16 protein-coding genes are annotated in these 15,608 nt (G+C 69.5%); 3 read left to right on the forward strand and 13 right to left on the reverse strand.

Features of this window, described 5'->3' with window-relative positions; genetic code table 11:
- Positions 1 to 5: 5 nt before the first annotated feature.
- The 8 genes from B2W79_RS13010 to B2W79_RS13045 all read right to left on the reverse strand — a co-directional run bounded on the left by B2W79_RS13010 (position 6) and on the right by B2W79_RS13045 (position 8,480).
- Positions 6 to 614 carry an alkylhydroperoxidase domain protein gene (locus tag B2W79_RS13010; protein WP_071330027.1) on the reverse strand — a complete coding sequence of 203 codons (609 nt, stop codon included), beginning with the start codon at positions 612 to 614 and terminating at the stop codon, positions 6 to 8.
- Entirely contained in the window at positions 611 to 1,258 is a 648-nt protein-coding gene (locus tag B2W79_RS13015; protein ID WP_292790085.1) for a CMD domain protein, read from the reverse strand. Before B2W79_RS13015 ends, B2W79_RS13010 begins: the two co-directional genes overlap by 4 nt.
- Positions 1,255 to 2,322: a putative FMN-dependent luciferase-like monooxygenase gene (locus tag B2W79_RS13020; protein ID WP_292790087.1), complete on the reverse strand. Its 1,068-nt coding sequence runs from the start codon at positions 2,320 to 2,322 to the stop codon at positions 1,255 to 1,257. Before B2W79_RS13020 ends, B2W79_RS13015 begins: the two co-directional genes overlap by 4 nt.
- Complete coding sequence (locus B2W79_RS13025; RefSeq protein ID WP_292790089.1) at positions 2,319 to 3,965, reverse strand: dipeptide ABC transporter ATP-binding protein; 1,647 nt, start codon at positions 3,963 to 3,965, stop codon at positions 2,319 to 2,321. Before B2W79_RS13025 ends, B2W79_RS13020 begins: the two co-directional genes overlap by 4 nt.
- On the reverse strand, positions 3,962 to 4,855 hold the full coding sequence (locus B2W79_RS13030) for an ABC transporter permease (protein ID WP_071330023.1): 894 nt from the start codon (positions 4,853 to 4,855) through the stop codon (positions 3,962 to 3,964). Before B2W79_RS13030 ends, B2W79_RS13025 begins: the two co-directional genes overlap by 4 nt.
- Positions 4,852 to 5,832 (reverse strand): ABC transporter permease, encoded by a 981-nt coding sequence (locus tag B2W79_RS13035; RefSeq protein WP_292790092.1) that lies wholly within the window; start codon positions 5,830 to 5,832, stop codon positions 4,852 to 4,854. The genes B2W79_RS13030 and B2W79_RS13035 overlap by 4 nt, the downstream gene beginning before the upstream one ends.
- Before the next feature lie 16 nt (positions 5,833 to 5,848).
- Positions 5,849 to 7,483 (reverse strand): TIGR04028 family ABC transporter substrate-binding protein, encoded by a 1,635-nt coding sequence (locus B2W79_RS13040; RefSeq protein ID WP_292790094.1) that lies wholly within the window; start codon positions 7,481 to 7,483, stop codon positions 5,849 to 5,851.
- 403 nt (positions 7,484 to 7,886) lie between these two features.
- The gene (locus B2W79_RS13045) at positions 7,887 to 8,480 is read right to left on the reverse strand and encodes a hypothetical protein (protein WP_292790096.1); all 594 of its coding nucleotides are present in this window, start codon (positions 8,478 to 8,480) and stop codon (positions 7,887 to 7,889) included.
- Positions 8,481 to 8,642: 162 nt separating this feature from the next.
- Between B2W79_RS13045 and B2W79_RS13050 the strand changes: the two genes are divergently transcribed.
- Positions 8,643 to 9,524: a DUF2599 domain-containing protein gene (locus B2W79_RS13050; RefSeq protein WP_292790098.1), complete on the forward strand. Its 882-nt coding sequence runs from the start codon at positions 8,643 to 8,645 to the stop codon at positions 9,522 to 9,524.
- A 12-nt stretch (positions 9,525 to 9,536) separates the two neighbouring features.
- On the opposite strand, the gene B2W79_RS17660 is transcribed toward B2W79_RS13050, so the two are convergent.
- Positions 9,537 to 10,040 (reverse strand): helix-turn-helix domain-containing protein, encoded by a 504-nt coding sequence (locus B2W79_RS17660; RefSeq protein ID WP_396654699.1) that lies wholly within the window; start codon positions 10,038 to 10,040, stop codon positions 9,537 to 9,539.
- Positions 9,956 to 10,315, reverse strand: coding sequence for a hypothetical protein (locus B2W79_RS13055; RefSeq protein WP_177173816.1), 360 nt, complete (start codon positions 10,313 to 10,315; stop codon positions 9,956 to 9,958). Before B2W79_RS13055 ends, B2W79_RS17660 begins: the two co-directional genes overlap by 85 nt.
- 109 nt (positions 10,316 to 10,424) lie before the next feature.
- Here B2W79_RS13055 and B2W79_RS13060 point away from each other — a divergent pair, with 109 nt between their 5' ends.
- Positions 10,425 to 11,420: a Gfo/Idh/MocA family protein gene (locus B2W79_RS13060; protein ID WP_292790100.1), complete on the forward strand. Its 996-nt coding sequence runs from the start codon at positions 10,425 to 10,427 to the stop codon at positions 11,418 to 11,420.
- Positions 11,413 to 12,393, forward strand: coding sequence for an NYN domain-containing protein (locus B2W79_RS13065; protein WP_071328784.1), 981 nt, complete (start codon positions 11,413 to 11,415; stop codon positions 12,391 to 12,393). Before B2W79_RS13060 ends, B2W79_RS13065 begins: the two co-directional genes overlap by 8 nt.
- Before the next feature lie 24 nt (positions 12,394 to 12,417).
- Here B2W79_RS13065 and B2W79_RS13070 read toward each other — a convergent pair whose 3' ends face one another.
- The 3 genes from B2W79_RS13070 to B2W79_RS13080 form a co-directional block, all read right to left on the reverse strand.
- On the reverse strand, positions 12,418 to 13,425 hold the full coding sequence (locus B2W79_RS13070; RefSeq protein WP_292790103.1) for a sugar phosphate isomerase/epimerase family protein: 1,008 nt from the start codon (positions 13,423 to 13,425) through the stop codon (positions 12,418 to 12,420).
- 45 nt (positions 13,426 to 13,470) lie between these two features.
- A complete protein-coding gene (locus B2W79_RS13075; RefSeq protein WP_085606150.1) occupies positions 13,471 to 14,322 on the reverse strand; it encodes a sugar phosphate isomerase/epimerase family protein in 852 nt (283 codons plus the stop codon).
- A gap of 78 nt (positions 14,323 to 14,400) precedes the next feature.
- Positions 14,401 to 15,597, reverse strand: a complete 1,197-nt coding sequence (locus B2W79_RS13080) for a substrate-binding domain-containing protein (RefSeq protein WP_371259839.1) — start codon at positions 15,595 to 15,597, stop codon at positions 14,401 to 14,403.
- Between the last annotated feature and the right edge of the window lie 11 nt (positions 15,598 to 15,608).

The raw sequence follows: 15,608 nt of genomic DNA on the forward strand, positions 1-15,608 counted from the left end.
GTCGGTCAGGCGGGAGCAGTGGGGCGGCCGAGCGAGAGCATCAGCCGGTTCGCCCAGTTGAAGAAGGCCGCGCCGTGCACGACGTCTGCGATCTCGAGATCGTCCAGTCCGGCCGCACGGAGGCGCGCGATGTGCGCGGGACCGAACGCGCGGGGCGTGTCGGTCAGCGCGACCGCGGCGGCGACGATCGCGTTCCAGCGCTCCCCGAGGTCTGCGTCCACGCCCTCGGCGAGGAGCGCGTCGACGGCTTCCGGCCGCTTGCCGTGGTGCGCCGCGAACCGGGAGTGCACGGAGGCGCAGAAGACGCAGCCGTTGCGGCGGGAGGCGGCCGTCGCGGCGAGCTCCCGCTCCGCGCGGGGCAGCCCCTCCGCAGTGTTGTAGAAGATGTCCTTGTCGACGAGGGTGCGCGCGCGAAGCACCTCGGGGTCGCGCGCGAGCAGCCGGAAGTACTCGTTCTTCGCGCGGGCGGCGTCGACGAGGCCGTCGAGGTGCCGCGGAGTGAGATCCTCCTCCGCCAGCGGCGCGAGGTGCGGCGTCCAGCCGACCTCGGCGCGGGTGAAGGCGTCAGGATAGGGGGCGTCGTCGTGGCGGAGCACGGTGTCGGCGGCGGTCATGCGGCCTCCTCGTCGGTGTCGGTGTCGGTAGCGGTGGCGGTGTCGGTAGCGGTGGCGGTGAGTCCGGCCTTCTGGAGCACGCGGAGGCCGGTGACGACCCGCTGCTGGAAGGCGAGGAACGACACGAGCTGCGACAGCGTCACGATCCCGTCCGTCGACCAACCGGCGTCGTGCAGACGGCCGAGGTCGGTGCCTGATGCCTCGCAGGGGCGGAACACCAGCAGGTGCGTGTGCGCGAGAGCCGCCGCGAGGCGCTCCCCCAGGGCAGCCGACGCCGCCGCGTCCGGCACGTACCGCGCGCCGTCGGTGCTCTCGGCCTCCAGCCCGCGTTCGGTGTAGGCACCGAACGGTCCGGTGGTCGCGGCGGCCTCGGCCTCTCGGGCGACGATCGCGGCGCGCTCAGGGTCGATCTCGCGCGCTCTCCCGGCGTAGAACTCCGCCGTGGGGTCGTCCTCACCGGCGAGCGCGGTCGCGAACGCCGCGATCAGCGCGCGCTCGGCGAGCGACACGTGCTCCGCGGAGACCGGGTGGAACAGCGCGTCGAAGCTCGCCTGGAGCTCCTCCCTGGTCACAGGACGGCGACGACGCAGCGCATCGAGCTCCGGCGTCACCCCCGTCAGCTGGTCGACGATGTCGGCGGTCATGCGTTCTCCTTCACGGTGGGGGTGTTCTCGGCAGTGCGGGTGCTCTCGGGATCCGGCGGGGACAGCGCGTAGCCGAGGGCCGGGGCGACCTCCGTCGCGAACAGCTCGATCGACCGCAGGACGTGGGCGTGCGGTGCGTCGACCGAGTGCACCTGGAACGCCACCTCGGTCGCGCGGTGCAGCGTCGTGTCCGCGGCGAGCGAGGCGGCGACCTCCTCGGGCGTGCCGAGATGCGTGTCGAGCGCGGCGATGAGGTCGTCGAGGTCGTCTCCGGGGATCGTCTGGCCCTGCCGACGGAAGCCCTCGGCCGCGCGCCGCAACCCGACCTCGGCGAACCGGAGCGCCTCGGCGCGGTCGTCCGCCACGAACACGGTGCGGGAGGCGGTGATGCGCGGGGTCGCCTCTGCGGGCAGCGCGTCGAGGTACGCGTCGATGATGGGGTCCTGCAGGGCGGACAGCGGCGCGTGCAGCCGGTCGTGGGGGCGGGGCTGCGTGCGGGACAGCAGCAGTCCGTGACCGTGGACGCCCGCCCGATGACCGCCGGGTGCCGAGAACGTCGCCTGCCAGATGCGCGCGGCCAGCGACCCCGCGTCCGGATACAGCGTGTTCCCCGCACCGATGTCCCGGCCGGCGAGAGCGTCGAGCAGGAGACTGAGCTTGCGGTCGTAGGTGGGCCCCTTGTCGCGCACGTCCTCCCCGAAGGGCGCGAAGGACGACGGGGTGCCGCCGCTGCCGAGCCCGAGGTCGATCCGCCCGTCCGCGAGCAGGTCGGCCACCACGGCGTCCTCGGCCACGCGGACCGGGTCTTCGAGGGGCAGGGTGATGATCCCGGTGCCGAGGCGGATCCGCGAGGTGCGCGCCGCCGCATGCGCGAGGAAGACGAGCGGCGAGGGCAGCCCGCCCTCGGCCGCCCGGAAATGGTGCTGCGCCACCCACGCCCGCCCCACCCCGTGCTTCTCGGCGTGCTGGATCTGCGCCAGGGCGAGGCGGTAGCGGTCGACCGGGGACGCGTCGTCGAGGAGCCGCGTGAAGAACGCGACGGTGGGACGAGGGGTGGTGCTCATGCGAGGACCTCCGTTCGTCCGGGGACCGCGGCCAGCAGCTCCCGGGTGTTCTCGTGCTGCGGGTCGTGGAACAGCTCTTCGGTCGGCCCGTCCTCCACCACGCGACCGCGGTGCATGACGGAGACGGTGTGGCTGATGCGGCGCACCACGGCGAGGTCGTGCGAGATGAAGAGGTAGGTGAGTCCGAGCTCGGCCTGGAGCGCGGAGAGCAGTTCGAGGATGCGCGCCTGCACCGTCACGTCGAGCGCCGACACCGCCTCGTCGAGCACGAGGATCTCGGGGTCGACGGCGAGCGCCCGTGCGATCGCGACCCGCTGCCGCTGCCCGCCGGAGAGCTCACTCGGCGTACGGCGGGCCGCATCCGCCGGCAGCGCCACGCGTTCGAGCAGGGCGACCGCGCGATCCCGACGCTCGGACCGGCCGCCGATGCGGAAGTTGTGCAGCGGCTCGGCCACGATGTCGGCGATCTGCTGCCGTGGATCGAGCGAGGCGAAGGGGTTCTGGTACACGAGCTGGATCCGTCGGCGCAGCGCACGCAGTCGCGCCCCCTCGACGGCCGTCGCGTCCTCCCCCGCGAGCTCCACGGTCCCGGCGTCCGGACGGAGGAAGCGCGTGACCAGGCGCGCGGTCGTGGACTTGCCCGATCCGGACTCGCCGACCAGCGCATGGGTCGTGCCGCGGCGCACCCGGAAGGAGACGTCGTCGACCGCCCGGAAGCGCTCACGACCCGCGACCCGAAACTCCTTCACGAGGCCCGCGGCCACGATCTCGTACGGCTTCTCGGCGGCCACCGCCGCGGGATCCCGGAGGAACGGCGGCGCGTCCGGACGCCGGAAGCCGGTCGTGAAGGCGGGCGCGTCGGCGAGCAGCTGCCGCGTGTACGGGTCTTCCGGCTCCGCGAGCACCTGCGCGCTCGGCCCCTGCTCCACGATCCGACCGTCCTTCAGCACCGCGATCCGCGCCGCCCGGTCCGCGGCGACGCCGAGGTCGTGCGTCACGAGCAGGATGCTCGTGCCGTCCTCGCGCTGCAGCTCGTCCAGCAGGTCCAGCACTCGGCGCTGCACCGTGGCGTCGAGGGCGCTGGTGGGCTCGTCCGCGATGAGCAGTCGAGGCCGGAGGGCGATCGCGGCCGCGATGAGGACCCGCTGCCGCATGCCGCCGGAGAGCTCGTGCGGATACTGTCGGGCGCGCAGATCGGGGTCGTCCAGCCCGACGCGGTCGAGCAGCTCGAGCACGCGGGCGTTCCGGGAACGACGGTCGCGATGCCCGTGCAGGCGCAGCACCTCGGCGACCTGCACGCCGACGGGGCGCACCGGGTCGAGCGACGTCGTCGGATCCTGCGGCACCAGCCCGATCTCCGACCCGCGGATGCCGCGGAACGCCCGATCCGACCATCCGGAGATGTCGAGGTCGCCGAGGCGGACGCGGCCGCCCTCGACCCGTCCGCCCTGCGGCAGCAGGCCGAGGAGGGCGTGCGCCGTGGTGGACTTGCCGGAGCCCGACTCGCCGACCAGGGCGAGCGTCTCCCCCTCGGCGATGGCGAAGGAGACGCCGTGCACGACCTCGCGACCGGCGTACGAGACCCGCAGGTCCGTCGCGGCGAGGACGGGTGAGGCTGGTGACGGAGGGGTCGCCAGTGTCATCGGGGGCTCCTTCCGAGCCGGTGGCTGATGCGGTTGGCGCTGAGCACGACGGCGACCACGACGAGGCCGGGCAGCGCCGTGAGCCACCAGGCGGTCGCGATGTAGTTGCGTCCCTCGGCGATCAGCAGCCCCCACTCGGGGGTGGGCGGCGGGGCTCCGTAGCCGAGGAAGCCGAGGGTGGAGATGGCGAGGATCGCCGTGCCGAACTGCAAGGCGGCGAGCGCGACGATCGGGGTGAGGGCGTTCGGGAGCACATGCCGGCGCAGCACGGCGACGAAGGTGCCGCCGCTGCCGTACGCCGCCTCGACGTACTCGGTGCGGCGCACCCGCGCCACCTCGGCGCGCATGAGCCGGGCGAAGGCGGCGACGCTGCCGAGTCCCACGGCGATCGCCGCGTTCACCGTTCCGAATCCGAGCAGGATGATGACGGAGAGCGACAGCAGCAGCCCGGGGATGGCCAGCAGCACGTCGACGATCCGCATCAGCACGTCGTCCACGATGCCGCCGGTCGCGCCGGCGACGGCCCCGAGGAGCGTGCCGAGCGCGAGGCCGACGGTCACGGCGATGAGCGCCCCTGACAGGGAGTGCACCGCGCCGTGCACGACCCGGCCGAACAGGTCGCGGCCCAGCGCGTCGGTCCCGAACCAGTGCGCGGCGCTCGGGGGCAGGAGCTTGTCGGCGGGTACGCCGGTCAGCGGGTCGCCCGGCGCGAAGACGCCGGGGATCACCGCCCACAGCACCGCCACGGCGACGACCGCGAACGCGAGGTACAGTCCCCAGGCACGCGACCGCCGTCGCGGACGGGATGCGGAGACGGGCGCCGGGGCGGACGGCGCGGTCGGGGCACCCGACGTCTCGACCGACGTCTCGGCGATCACGGGAGCGGTCATGCGGGCACCTCCTGGGCGGCGGGAAGGACGGGGCGGGAACGGGCGGCGCGCGCCGATCGCCGCTGCCGCGGGTCGATCAGGGGCGTGGCGAGGTCGACGGCGAAGCTGATCACCACGAACCCCAGCGCCGACAGCATCACCACTCCCTGCAGCACCGGGATGTCCTGGTTCGCGACGGCCTGCTCCGTGAGGCGTCCGATGCCGGTGCGGCCGAACACCGTCTCGGTGACCACGGCGCCTCCGACGAGCTCTCCGAACAGCACCCCCGCGATGGTGAGCGTCGGGACGGCGGCGTTGCGTGCGACCGAGCGCGTGAGCACCCACGCCGGCGGCGCCCCCTTCGCCCGCACCACGGTCACGAACGGCTGCGCCTGCACCCGGTCGATCGACCGGACCAGCACCTGGGCGAGCGGCGCCGAGATCGGCACGGCGAGCGTGAGGACGGGCAGGATCAGCCCGCTGACAGGATCGGCCCCCACGATCGGCACCCAGCCGAGTCCGAACGAGAACAGCTGGATGAGCAGGATCCCGAGCCAGAACACCGGGACCGCGACGAACAGTCCCGGCACCTGGCGCAGGCCGTCCCGCAGCCACGCGAAGGGTGCGAGCGAGGAGAGCACGGCGATCAGCACCGCGAGGAGGGCGGCGACCAGGAGTCCGAGCGTCGCGAGCAGCAGCGTGGCGGGCAGCGCCTCGGCGAGCATCGTCCGCACCGGGGTGCCGTACTGGGTCGAGTAGCCGAAGTCGCCCGCCAGGAAGCCGAGACCCGCGTGCAGGTACTGCTCCCCCCACGGCACGTCGGCGCCGTAGGTGGCGCGGATGTCGTCGAGCTGCTCCGGCGAGAGCCCCAGGCTCGGGTCGGAGAACTTGATGAGGATGGCGTCTCCCGGCAGCAGCTGCAGCAGGAAGAACGTGGCCGTGAAGGCCGCGATCAGCACGATCGCGGCCTGCCCGGCCCGTCGGAGGACGAAGGTCATGGGGTCACCGTGATCCTCAGTGCTCCGCGAGCCACACGCCGGAGAACGTGGGCCGGCCGACCGACTCGAAGGCGACGCCGTGCACATACGTGGCCGCACCGTAGACCTGCGGCTCCTCGAAGAGCGGGATCACGTACGCCTGCTCCGCAATGTAGTCCTGCACGGCCTGCGAGGCGGCCACCCGCTTCTCGGCGTCCGGCTCAGAGGCGACGGCGAGCAGCAGCTCGTCGAGCGTCGCGTCCTGAGAGATGAGCACGTCGCGGTTCTTCGTGAAGTATTGGCTCTTGATCACGTCGAGGTCGGCACGCCCGACCATCGAGTGGTAGAACCCCGTCTTCAGCGGATCACGCGTGTCCTCCGCGTAGCTGCCCGCATCGCCGGGCTTGACGGTGAGCTCCACACCGACCGCCGCGAGCTGCTGCGCCACGAGCTCCAGGGTCTGCTTCGACAGCGGCTGCGGCTTGGCCTCGTAGACCGTGATCGACAGCCGCTCGCCGTCCTTCTCCCTGATGCCGTCGGCGCCGGGCTCCCAGCCCGCCTCGTCGAGCAGCGCCTCCGCCTTCTCCGGGTCGTGGGCGTAGTGCGCGGACTCGTCCTTGTAGCCCGCGGCCTGGGAGGACAGCACCGACGTGGCCACCGGGTAGTTCTCGGTGAACAGGGTGTCGACGACCTCCTGCGCGTCGACCGCGGCGATGATCGCCTGGCGCACGCGGATGTCGGACAGCAGCGGGTTCTCCGGGCGGAGGGCGATCGAGTTGTTCACGCCGCGGGTCTGCGGGGCGTAGAGCGTGAATCCGGCGCCCTCGACGCGGTCCTCGTCGAACGCCTGGACGTAGCGGACGTAGTCGGCCTGACCCGCGAGCAGCGACCCGATGCGGACGGAGTCCTCGGGCGTGACCAGCACGTGCACGGCGTCGAGGTAGGGACGACCGTCGTTCTCGGCGCTGTCCGGGCCCCAGGCGTAGTCGTCGCGGGCGGTGAGGGTGTACTCGGTGCCGAGCTTCTCGTCCGTGACCGTAAAGGGACCGGAGCCGATGATGTCCTCCGCGTTGCCCGCGCCGAAGTCCTCGATCGTGCCGTCCAGGGTCTCCGGGGACAGCAGTCCCGAGTTGATGGTCGACGTCGCCTGCAGGAATCCGGGCGACGGCGCGCTGAAGCGGAACGTCACGGTGTCCTCGTCGACCACCTCGCTGCCGGCGTAGTTGTTGATGGCCTCGGAGACGGTGAGCCCGCGCTCGGCGTCGCCCAGCCCGTAGGTGTCGAAGTTCTTCGCCACGGCGGCGGCGTCCACGGGTGTGCCGTCCGAGAACGTCACGTCCGGGTTGAGGTCGAAGGTGTACTCCGTGGCGTCGTCGTTCACTGTCCAGTCCACGGCGATCCACGGCTCGATCTCGAGCGTCTCCGGGTTCTGCCAGGTGAGCCGGGCGGCGATGTTGTTGACGATGCCGCCGTTCGGGTAGAAGCCGGCCTGCGGCGGATACAGGTTCGTGTAGGCCTGGTGCTCGAGGTAGGTCAGCGTGCCTCCGGTGACGGGGTCGCCGCCGGCCGCCGGTGAGACCGCGGGAGCGGGCGTGGACGCGCAGGCGGCGAGGCTCCCCGCGAGCACGAGCGGGAGCGCCACGGCGGCAGCGCGGATCAGACGACGGTTCATGCGGAGGCCTCCTGGCTTCGGGTGGGACGAGGTTTCTTCACGGTAGGAATCGGGGCTGCGACGGCGCGACTCGCGCGACACCACAGGTCACGCGTCGACATACGAGGAAAAGCTGTCGAGCGCGCAGGGAGGCCTCGATCGGGATGCCCTGTTCTAGCGCCACCGACTCATGCGGGTCATTTCACTCTCGGAGCCGCGATTCTCCATCACTGCTGCGTCTGCAGTCCGGACCCGCTGCGCCCGCTGGCACCGATGCCTCACGGTCGTGGTGGTGCCACCGAGCGCATCGACGAGTAGAGGTAAAACCCAGAGCCGCCCCGACGACGGTGTCGGGGCGGCTCTTCAATCGCAGTGCGATCTCAGCAGCGGCATGAACGCTGAGGTGCGCGCATGCCACGAGGCATCATCGAATGCTGGAAACGTTCACCTGCTTTCCGGTGACCGTGAAACCAATCTGAATCCACGCCTTGGTTCCGTTGCGAAGAGGCATGCACACAGTACCCGGGTTGAACGGGTTCGTCGGCAGAGGATCGATCCAGCAGAGCTTCGCGTAGTAGTTTCCTGTCCAGAAGTCCTTGCGGGCACCCCAGGTTCCCTTGGTTGTGCCGAGAGTGAACCGATAGTTGATGCTGGGTGTGGCCGCGTGCCAGCACGGCTGTGAGGTGCTCGTGCAGTTTGGCGATGCCGCTCTCGTGCTGGTGCTTCCCTGGGGCGGAAGCGAGCCGAAGACCTCCTCATTCAGCTCCGCCTCTGACATGGGAACCACCGACGTGACGTCCCCCGTGTAGGGATCGACGCTGACTCGCTTCAGGTCGTCGCTGGCGAGAAGATCCGCCTCCGCGTTGGTCAACTGCGAGAGGGATCCAACCTCGACCGGGGGCGGTGTCTCTTCGCTGTAGCTTGTCGCACTGTGCGCCGCTGTCCCCCCGGTAGCGACCATGATCACTGACGCAGATACGCCGATGATGGACTGAATCAACCGCTTCACTTTGACCACTCGTAGCTCCTGTTTATCTGTATCGGTACGAGCAGAATCGTGCCGTGCTTCGAAGCCGCACGGAACCGACTGGGGACGTATCGGTCCCGGATTTGAGGTTTCAATCTGGACCAGACACCCGAGACTGAGAAGACATGAACACACGACCTGGAGGGTTGAATAGTGCGTCTCAGATCAATAATCGCCGCATCTCTGGTAGTAGGCATCGCCGTCACGACACCGCATGCCGCTAGCGCCGAGAACGAGGCGGACACGATAGAAGAACTGCGAGCCGCAGCGCCCGAGATCGCAGAGATGATCGCACCATCCACCGTCTCATCGACATCGGTGGGTGATGTTGACGCGACGGTGAAAGATGACACGATCTCGATCTCGTCCGATAGCGGAACGATTAGTTTGACCGCGGAAGAGACCGGTGCATCGAGCGAGGTCGAGGCTGTGCTTCTCGACGATGCATCCGCACTCTTCGCGATCCGGATCGATGATGCAACGGCGCCACGCACCTACGATTTCGCGCTGGACCTGCCGAGTGACGCCACCGCAGAGCTCCTTGAGGGTGGAGCTATGGCCTATCTCAACAGCAAGGGCGAGTATCTCGGTGGCGTTGCGGAGCCGTGGGCAAAGGATGCGATCGGCCAAGAGATCCCCACGTGGTTCACCTACGCTGACGGGGTGCTCACTCAGCATGTGGACATTGACGCGGTCGAGGATGTCGTCTATCCGCTCGTCGCTGACCCGTACCTGGGTAAGTGGCTTGTCGAGTCCGCGTACGTCACGAACCAGGGTGGCTCGAAGTACGTCGTCCGCGCTGTCCCGACCGCCTTCGGTCGCCAGAACAATGCGTTGGGCACCTACAAGTTCCATACCGCCGACCTGAAGGCCAGACTTGGCACGAATGCGAACAAGGTGACCTCAACGATTCTCAATCAGTTCCATTGTCACGTCGCAGCCAATGGCTCTGGCGGAGGAGCGACCTACGACATGGAGTCGTGGCGCCCAGATGTGTTCTGGTGGGTTCAGGTGGCGCAAGGATGCAACCCCTGATGCCGAGTTAGCTCACTGATCGAGCGTGCCCCGGGGGTCTACCCGGGGCACGCTCCGTCGCTCACACCCGATGTGCACGACCACAGGGACCCAAGAGCGTGTATCTGGCTGTCGCACTCTCGCTTGATATTGACGAGGCAGCAATCCCGTAGCGGCCTTGAACCGGTTTCTGAAAGTGTTCGAATCGTTAAATCCCACCGTTTCGGAAACATGCCGAAGTGGCAGATCCGGTCGCTCGCGAATGATCTTCAATGCGGCACCAATACGCACGTGAGAGATCGTCGACGAAACTCCGATTCTGCCACACGTTCGGAATGCTCTGGAAAGGTGCCTTCTCGAAACATGGAGCTTCTTCGCCAAGTTAATCGGGCAGAGTCGCGGATCGGCGAACTTCAGGTTGATTATTCCTATTGCCCGGGAGCGAAGCCTGATCACACCTGAGGGGTACTTTCCCAGGCGAAGATCGCCGCTGCAAGCATGATGAGGAGTGCGCCTCCAACAAACCACGCACCCCATACGACTCGTTTGCTCGGCTGGCGGACTGCGGCCACAATACCGAGCCCGACCGTCAAGAAAGCCCCGGCAGTGGCGATTCGGTAGGCCATCTCACCGGTTTGCCAAGTGGCCAACTCAGCAGGAGTCGGATCGTATGCCTCAATTTCGCCACCCATGGAGCCGAAATTGATGGCAGTGATGACAATCGGGATGAGAGTCAGGAGCAGGCTAACCGCAAAGGCGAGGAGCCACCATGACCATCTGAAAGTTCTGGTTGTCGGCATGGGTTCAATCACTCCTTCACCCTACGAATTGGTCGAGTCAGCCGCACGAGACTTTCGTCCTGGGAAGCTGACAAAGTTCTGTGAGAGAGCGATCCCCCGCCGCACCCCCTACGCTGAGACCATGACAGGTCTTCGGTGGGGAATCCTCGCGACCGGCGGCATCGCCGGCGCCTTCGCATCCGATCTGCGCACGGCCGGCCTCGACCTCGTCGCGGTGGGCTCGCGCTCGCAGGAGTCGGCCGACGCCTTCGCCGCACGCTTCGACATCGCGCACGCGCATCCGTCGTACGAGGCGCTGGTCTCCGATCCCGACGTCGACATCGTCTACGTCTCCACGCCGCACCCGATGCACCACGAGAACGCCCGGCTCGCCCTGGAGCACGGCAAGCACGTGCTCGTGGAGAAGGCGTTCACCCTGAACCGCACGCAGGCCGAAGACCTCCAGCGCCTCGCCGCCGAGCGCGGGCTGCTCGTGATGGAGGCGATGTGGACGCGCTACCTGCCGCACATGGTCCGCATCCGCGAGCTCCTCGCCGACGGCGCCCTGGGGGAGATCCGCACCGTGAGCGCCGACCACACGCAGCAGCTGCCCACCGACCCCGCACACCGTCTGAACGCGCTCGAACTGGGCGGCGGGGCGCTGCTCGACCTCGGCATCTACCCGATCTCCTTCGTCTGGGACGTCCTCGGGGCACCGACCACCATCCGCGCCGTGGGGCGTCTGGTCGAGACCGGGGCCGATTCCGAGGTCGCCACCGTCATGATCCACGAGAGTGGAGCGATCTCCACGACCCTCTCCTCCTCGCGCGGCGCCGGCCCCAACGCCGCGAGCATCGTCGGCACCGAGGCCCGCATCGACATCGACCGGGTCTGGTACACGCCCACCACCTTCCGTGTCGTGCGGCCGGACGGCACCGTGCAGGAGGAGTACGTCTCGGAGGTCGAGGGCCGCGGCATGCAGTACCAGGCGCTCGCGGCCGAGCGTCTGGTCCGCGACGGTCTCCTCGAGGGCGACATCCTCCCCATCGCGGAGAGCGTCGCCATCATGGGCGCCCTCGACGAGATCCGCGCGCAGATCGGCGTCCGGTACCCCGGTGAGGAGGACGACCGTGGCTGAGACGACCGACGCCCGCGTGGCGGTGTACCTGGACTTCGACAACATCGTCATCTCCTGGTACGACCGCGTCCACGGCCGCAACTCCTACGGCAAGGATCGCCAGCGCATCACGGAGCACCCGAACGACCCCGAGGTCGCCGAGCGACTGAACCGGGCGATGATCGAGGTCGGGGCCATCATCGACTACGCGGCGTCCTTCGGCACGCTCGTGCTCACGAGGGCCTACGCGGACTGGTCGTCGCCGGTCAACGCCGAGTACCGCTCGCAGCTCGTGGCGCGCGCGGTGGATCTCGTGCAGCTCTTCCCGGCCGCGGCGTACGCGAAGAACGGCGCGGATATCCGGCTGGCGGTCGACGCGGTCGAGGACATGTTCCGCCTGCCGGACCTGACCCACGTCGTCATCGTGGCGGGCGACAGCGACTACGTCCCGCTCGCGCAGCGCTGCAAGCGCCTCGGCCGCTACGTGATCGGCGTGGGCGTCGCCGGGTCCACGGCGAAGTCCCTCGCCGCCGCCTGCGACGAGTTCGAGTCGTACGACTCGCTCCCCGGCGTGGCGCGTCCGACGAAGACCACACAGCCCGCCGCCACCCCCGCGGTCGAGGTTCCGGCGGAGCCGTCCGCCCCGGCCACCTCGGACGCGGGTGCCGCGAAGCCCAAGACCGCGTCGAAGTCGCGCGCGAAGGCCAAGAGCAAGCCCACCGCCGAGGAGCCCAAGGTCGAGGAGAAGATCGACGACCAGGGCGAAGCCACGCGGCTGCTGGAGCGCGCGCTGCGTCTCGGCCACGACAAGGCGGACGCCGACGAATGGCTGCACAGCTCCGCGGTCAAGACGCACATGCGCCGCATGGACCCGTCCTTCAGCGAGAAGGCCCTCGGCTACCGGTCGTTCTCCGACTTCCTCAAGTCGCGCGACGACATCGCCGAGCTCGAGGAGACTGGGCACGAGCGCCTGGTCCGCCTGCGGGAGCCCTGAGCACAGCGGTCGTCCTCCCTGCCGTCACTGGTGGCGGAACGCGGCGTCGAAGGCAGCTTCGGGCTGCGGCCACAGCAGGGAGCGCACGAAGGCCAGAGCCTCGGGCGCTCCGTGCAGGCGGTCCATGCCGGCGTCCTCCCACTCGATCGAGATCGGCCCCTCGTAGCCGACCGCGTCCAGCGCACGGAAGGCGTCCTCCCACGGCACGTCGCCGTGGCCGGTGGAGACGAAATCCCAGCCGCGCCGGGGGTCGCCCCACGGCAGGTGCGAGCCGAGCACCCCGGCCCGGCCGTTCCGCGGGCGCAGACGGGTGTCCTTGCAGTCGACATGGTAGATCCGGTCGGCGAAGTCGACGATGAAGCCGACCGGGTCGATGTTCTGCCACATCATGTGCGAGGGGTCCCAGTTGAAGCCGAACGCGTCACGGTGGTCGATCGCATCGAGGGTGCGGACGCTCGACCAGTAGTCGTACGCGATCTCCCCCGGATGCACCTCGTGGGCGAAGCGCACTCCCTCCCCGTCGAACACGTCGAGGATCGGATTCCACCGGTCAGCGAAGTCCTGGAAGCCCTGGGCGATCACCGTCTCCGGCACCGGCGGGAACATCGCGACATAGGGCCAGATCGACGACCCGGTGAAGCCGACGACGGTGTCGACGCCGAGCTTCCTGGCCACCCTGGCCGCACGCTTCATGTCCTCCGCGGCTCGCTGCCGCACGCCCTCGGCCTCGCCGTCGCCCCAGACATACGGGCGCAGGATGCCCTCGTGCCGGAAGTCGATCGGGTCGTCGCACACCGCCTGCCCTGCCAGGTGGTTGGAGATCGCGAACACCCGCAGGCCGTGCCGGTCGAGGATCTCGCGCCGGGAGGCGACGTAGGCGTCGTCCTCGTCCGCCCGACGGAGGTCGAGGTGGTCGCCGGACGCGGCGATCTCCAGACCGTCGTAGCCCCACTCCGCGGCGAGGCGGGCCACCTCCTCGAACGGGAGGTCGGCCCACTGGCCGGTGAACAGGGTGACCGGGTGACTGCTCATGGATACTCCTTCGTCTCGCGGGGCTTCGTATCGCGGGCGGGGGGTTCAGGCCCCGAGGGCGCGCAGGTGGGCGATGCTGCGGGCAGCGAGGTCGTCCTGGCTCGCGGCGAGCGGTCTCCACACGGAAGCCGCGACGGCGATCGTCGCGTTCTCCCCTGTGAAGCTCTCCAGTCCCAGCGCACCGCGGTAGCCGGCGTCGTCGAGCGCGCGGAGCATCTCCGGCCAGTCGGTGTGGTCGTCGCCCACGGCACCGCGGTCGCTGCCGCACACCTGCACGTGCGCGATGGCGGCGCCGGCCGCGCGGACCGCGTCGGCCGGCCGCTTCTCCTCGATGTTGAGGTGGTAGGTGTCGAGGGCCAGCCCCACCCCTGCGCCGAGCAGCGGCGCCAGCGCGTCGAGACTCTGCGCCACGGTGTTCAGCACGCTGGTCTCGTAGCGGTTGAGCGGCTCGACGGCCAGCGTCACGCCGATCGCCGCGGCTTCCCTGGCGAGCGGAGCGAGGTTCTCCCGGAGCTCCCCGACGACCTCCGCCCGTTCCGCCTCGTCCATGCGCCAGGTGACGCCGGTCGGGGCGTAGAAGGGTCCGGCGACGATCGAGGCCCCGAGCACGGCCGCGGCGTCCAGGCACGCACGGAGGTAGTCCTGCGTCGCGGCGACGTCTCCGGCGCGCGCGAGCAGCGAGCGACCAGGACCCATCGCGCCGACCACGACCGCGCCCATGCCGAGGCCGTCCAGCACGGTGCGGGCCCGGAGCGGATCCCAGTCGCCGACGCTCTCCAGCGGCAGCTCCAGGGCGTCGTAGCCCATCCGCGCCGCCGTGCGGGCGAGCGGCTCCAGGGTGTCGTCCGTCAGCGGAGACGTCCAGACCCAGGTGTTGACGGCGATCGTGCGGGGCATCGTTGTCCTTGTGATCGTACGGGTGCTCCCACCCTCCCACTCGGCGCGGGCCGAGCGGAAGGGCGGGAGCACACGGGGTTACGGGATCTGACGCTCCTGCCAGACCGTCGGGTAGCCGGGGAGGTCCTCGCCGCCGAACTTGGCGTAGTGGCCGTCGGGCATCCCCTCGTTCGCCGCGAGGTAGTCGTCCAGCTCGGCCTCGGTGATCGGCTTCTGCGGGAGCACCCACTCCTTCGGCACCTCTTCACCCGCGAAGATCATCTGCGCCGCGAGCAGCGGGGTGCGCCACTGGAAGTTCGAGTACACCGGAGCGAGGCCGGTGAGACCCGTGTCCTTCCACTTGCGGAGGAAGCTCATCTCGTCCTCGCCGGTCATCACCGGGTAGTCGGCTCCGGCATCCTCGAAGGCCTCGATGGCGGCGACGGCACCGTCACCGGCGTCCATCCAGATGCCCTGCACGTCGCCCTTGGCGAGCTCGTCGCTGATGATGCTCTTGATCTCGGCGGGGTCGGCACCGGTGAAGTGGTCGACGGCCTCGATCCCGGCCTCCTCGAACAGCTTCTCGGCGCCGGCCCAGCGGTGCTCCAGCACGTCGACGCCGGGGAGGATCCGGAGAGCCACGACCTTGTCGCCCTCCTCCAGGTTGTCGATGAGGAACTCCGCGGTGTCGATGCCCCAGGCGAAGCCGCCGATCGGGTGGATAAACGTGACGGGGCAGTCGGTGTTCACGCCGCGGTCGAACACGACCACCGGCTTGCCCGTCTCGCACGCCCGCTCGACCGCGGGGGTCATCGCCGCCGTGCTGTTCGGCGAGATGAGGAAGACGTCGCAGTTCCCCTCGGAGATGAAGTAGTCGATGTCGGCGATCTGCGTGTCGTCGGAGTCCTGCGCGTCGCGGGTCTCCATCTCGCTGATCGCGCCCGACTCCTGCAGCACCTTCAGCTGCTCGTTCATCGTGATCCAGCCCGTCTGCCGCCACGGGTTCGAGATCGAGGCGTTCGCGAAGCAGGCCTTCTTGGCGCCGGTGCTGGCGAACTCCGACGTGTCGACCATCTCGGCGTTGATGTGCTGCAGGTAGGGCTGGTCGGCGGGGCCCTGGGGGTCGACGCCGCGCTCCTCGTCCTGCTTGTCGAAGAGCTCCTGGTCGAACCACTCGGTGGTCTCGGCCGACTCCTCGGGGTTCTCCGACTCCGCCGGCGCCACGGACGGGTCGGTCGTGCACCCGGCGAGCGCGATGAGGCCGAAGAGGGCCACCCCTGCGGTGGCGATCTTCATCGATCGTCGCA

This window comes from Microbacterium sp. UBA7513 (assembly GCF_002478345.1).
Taxonomy (GTDB): domain Bacteria; phylum Actinomycetota; class Actinomycetes; order Actinomycetales; family Microbacteriaceae; genus Microbacterium.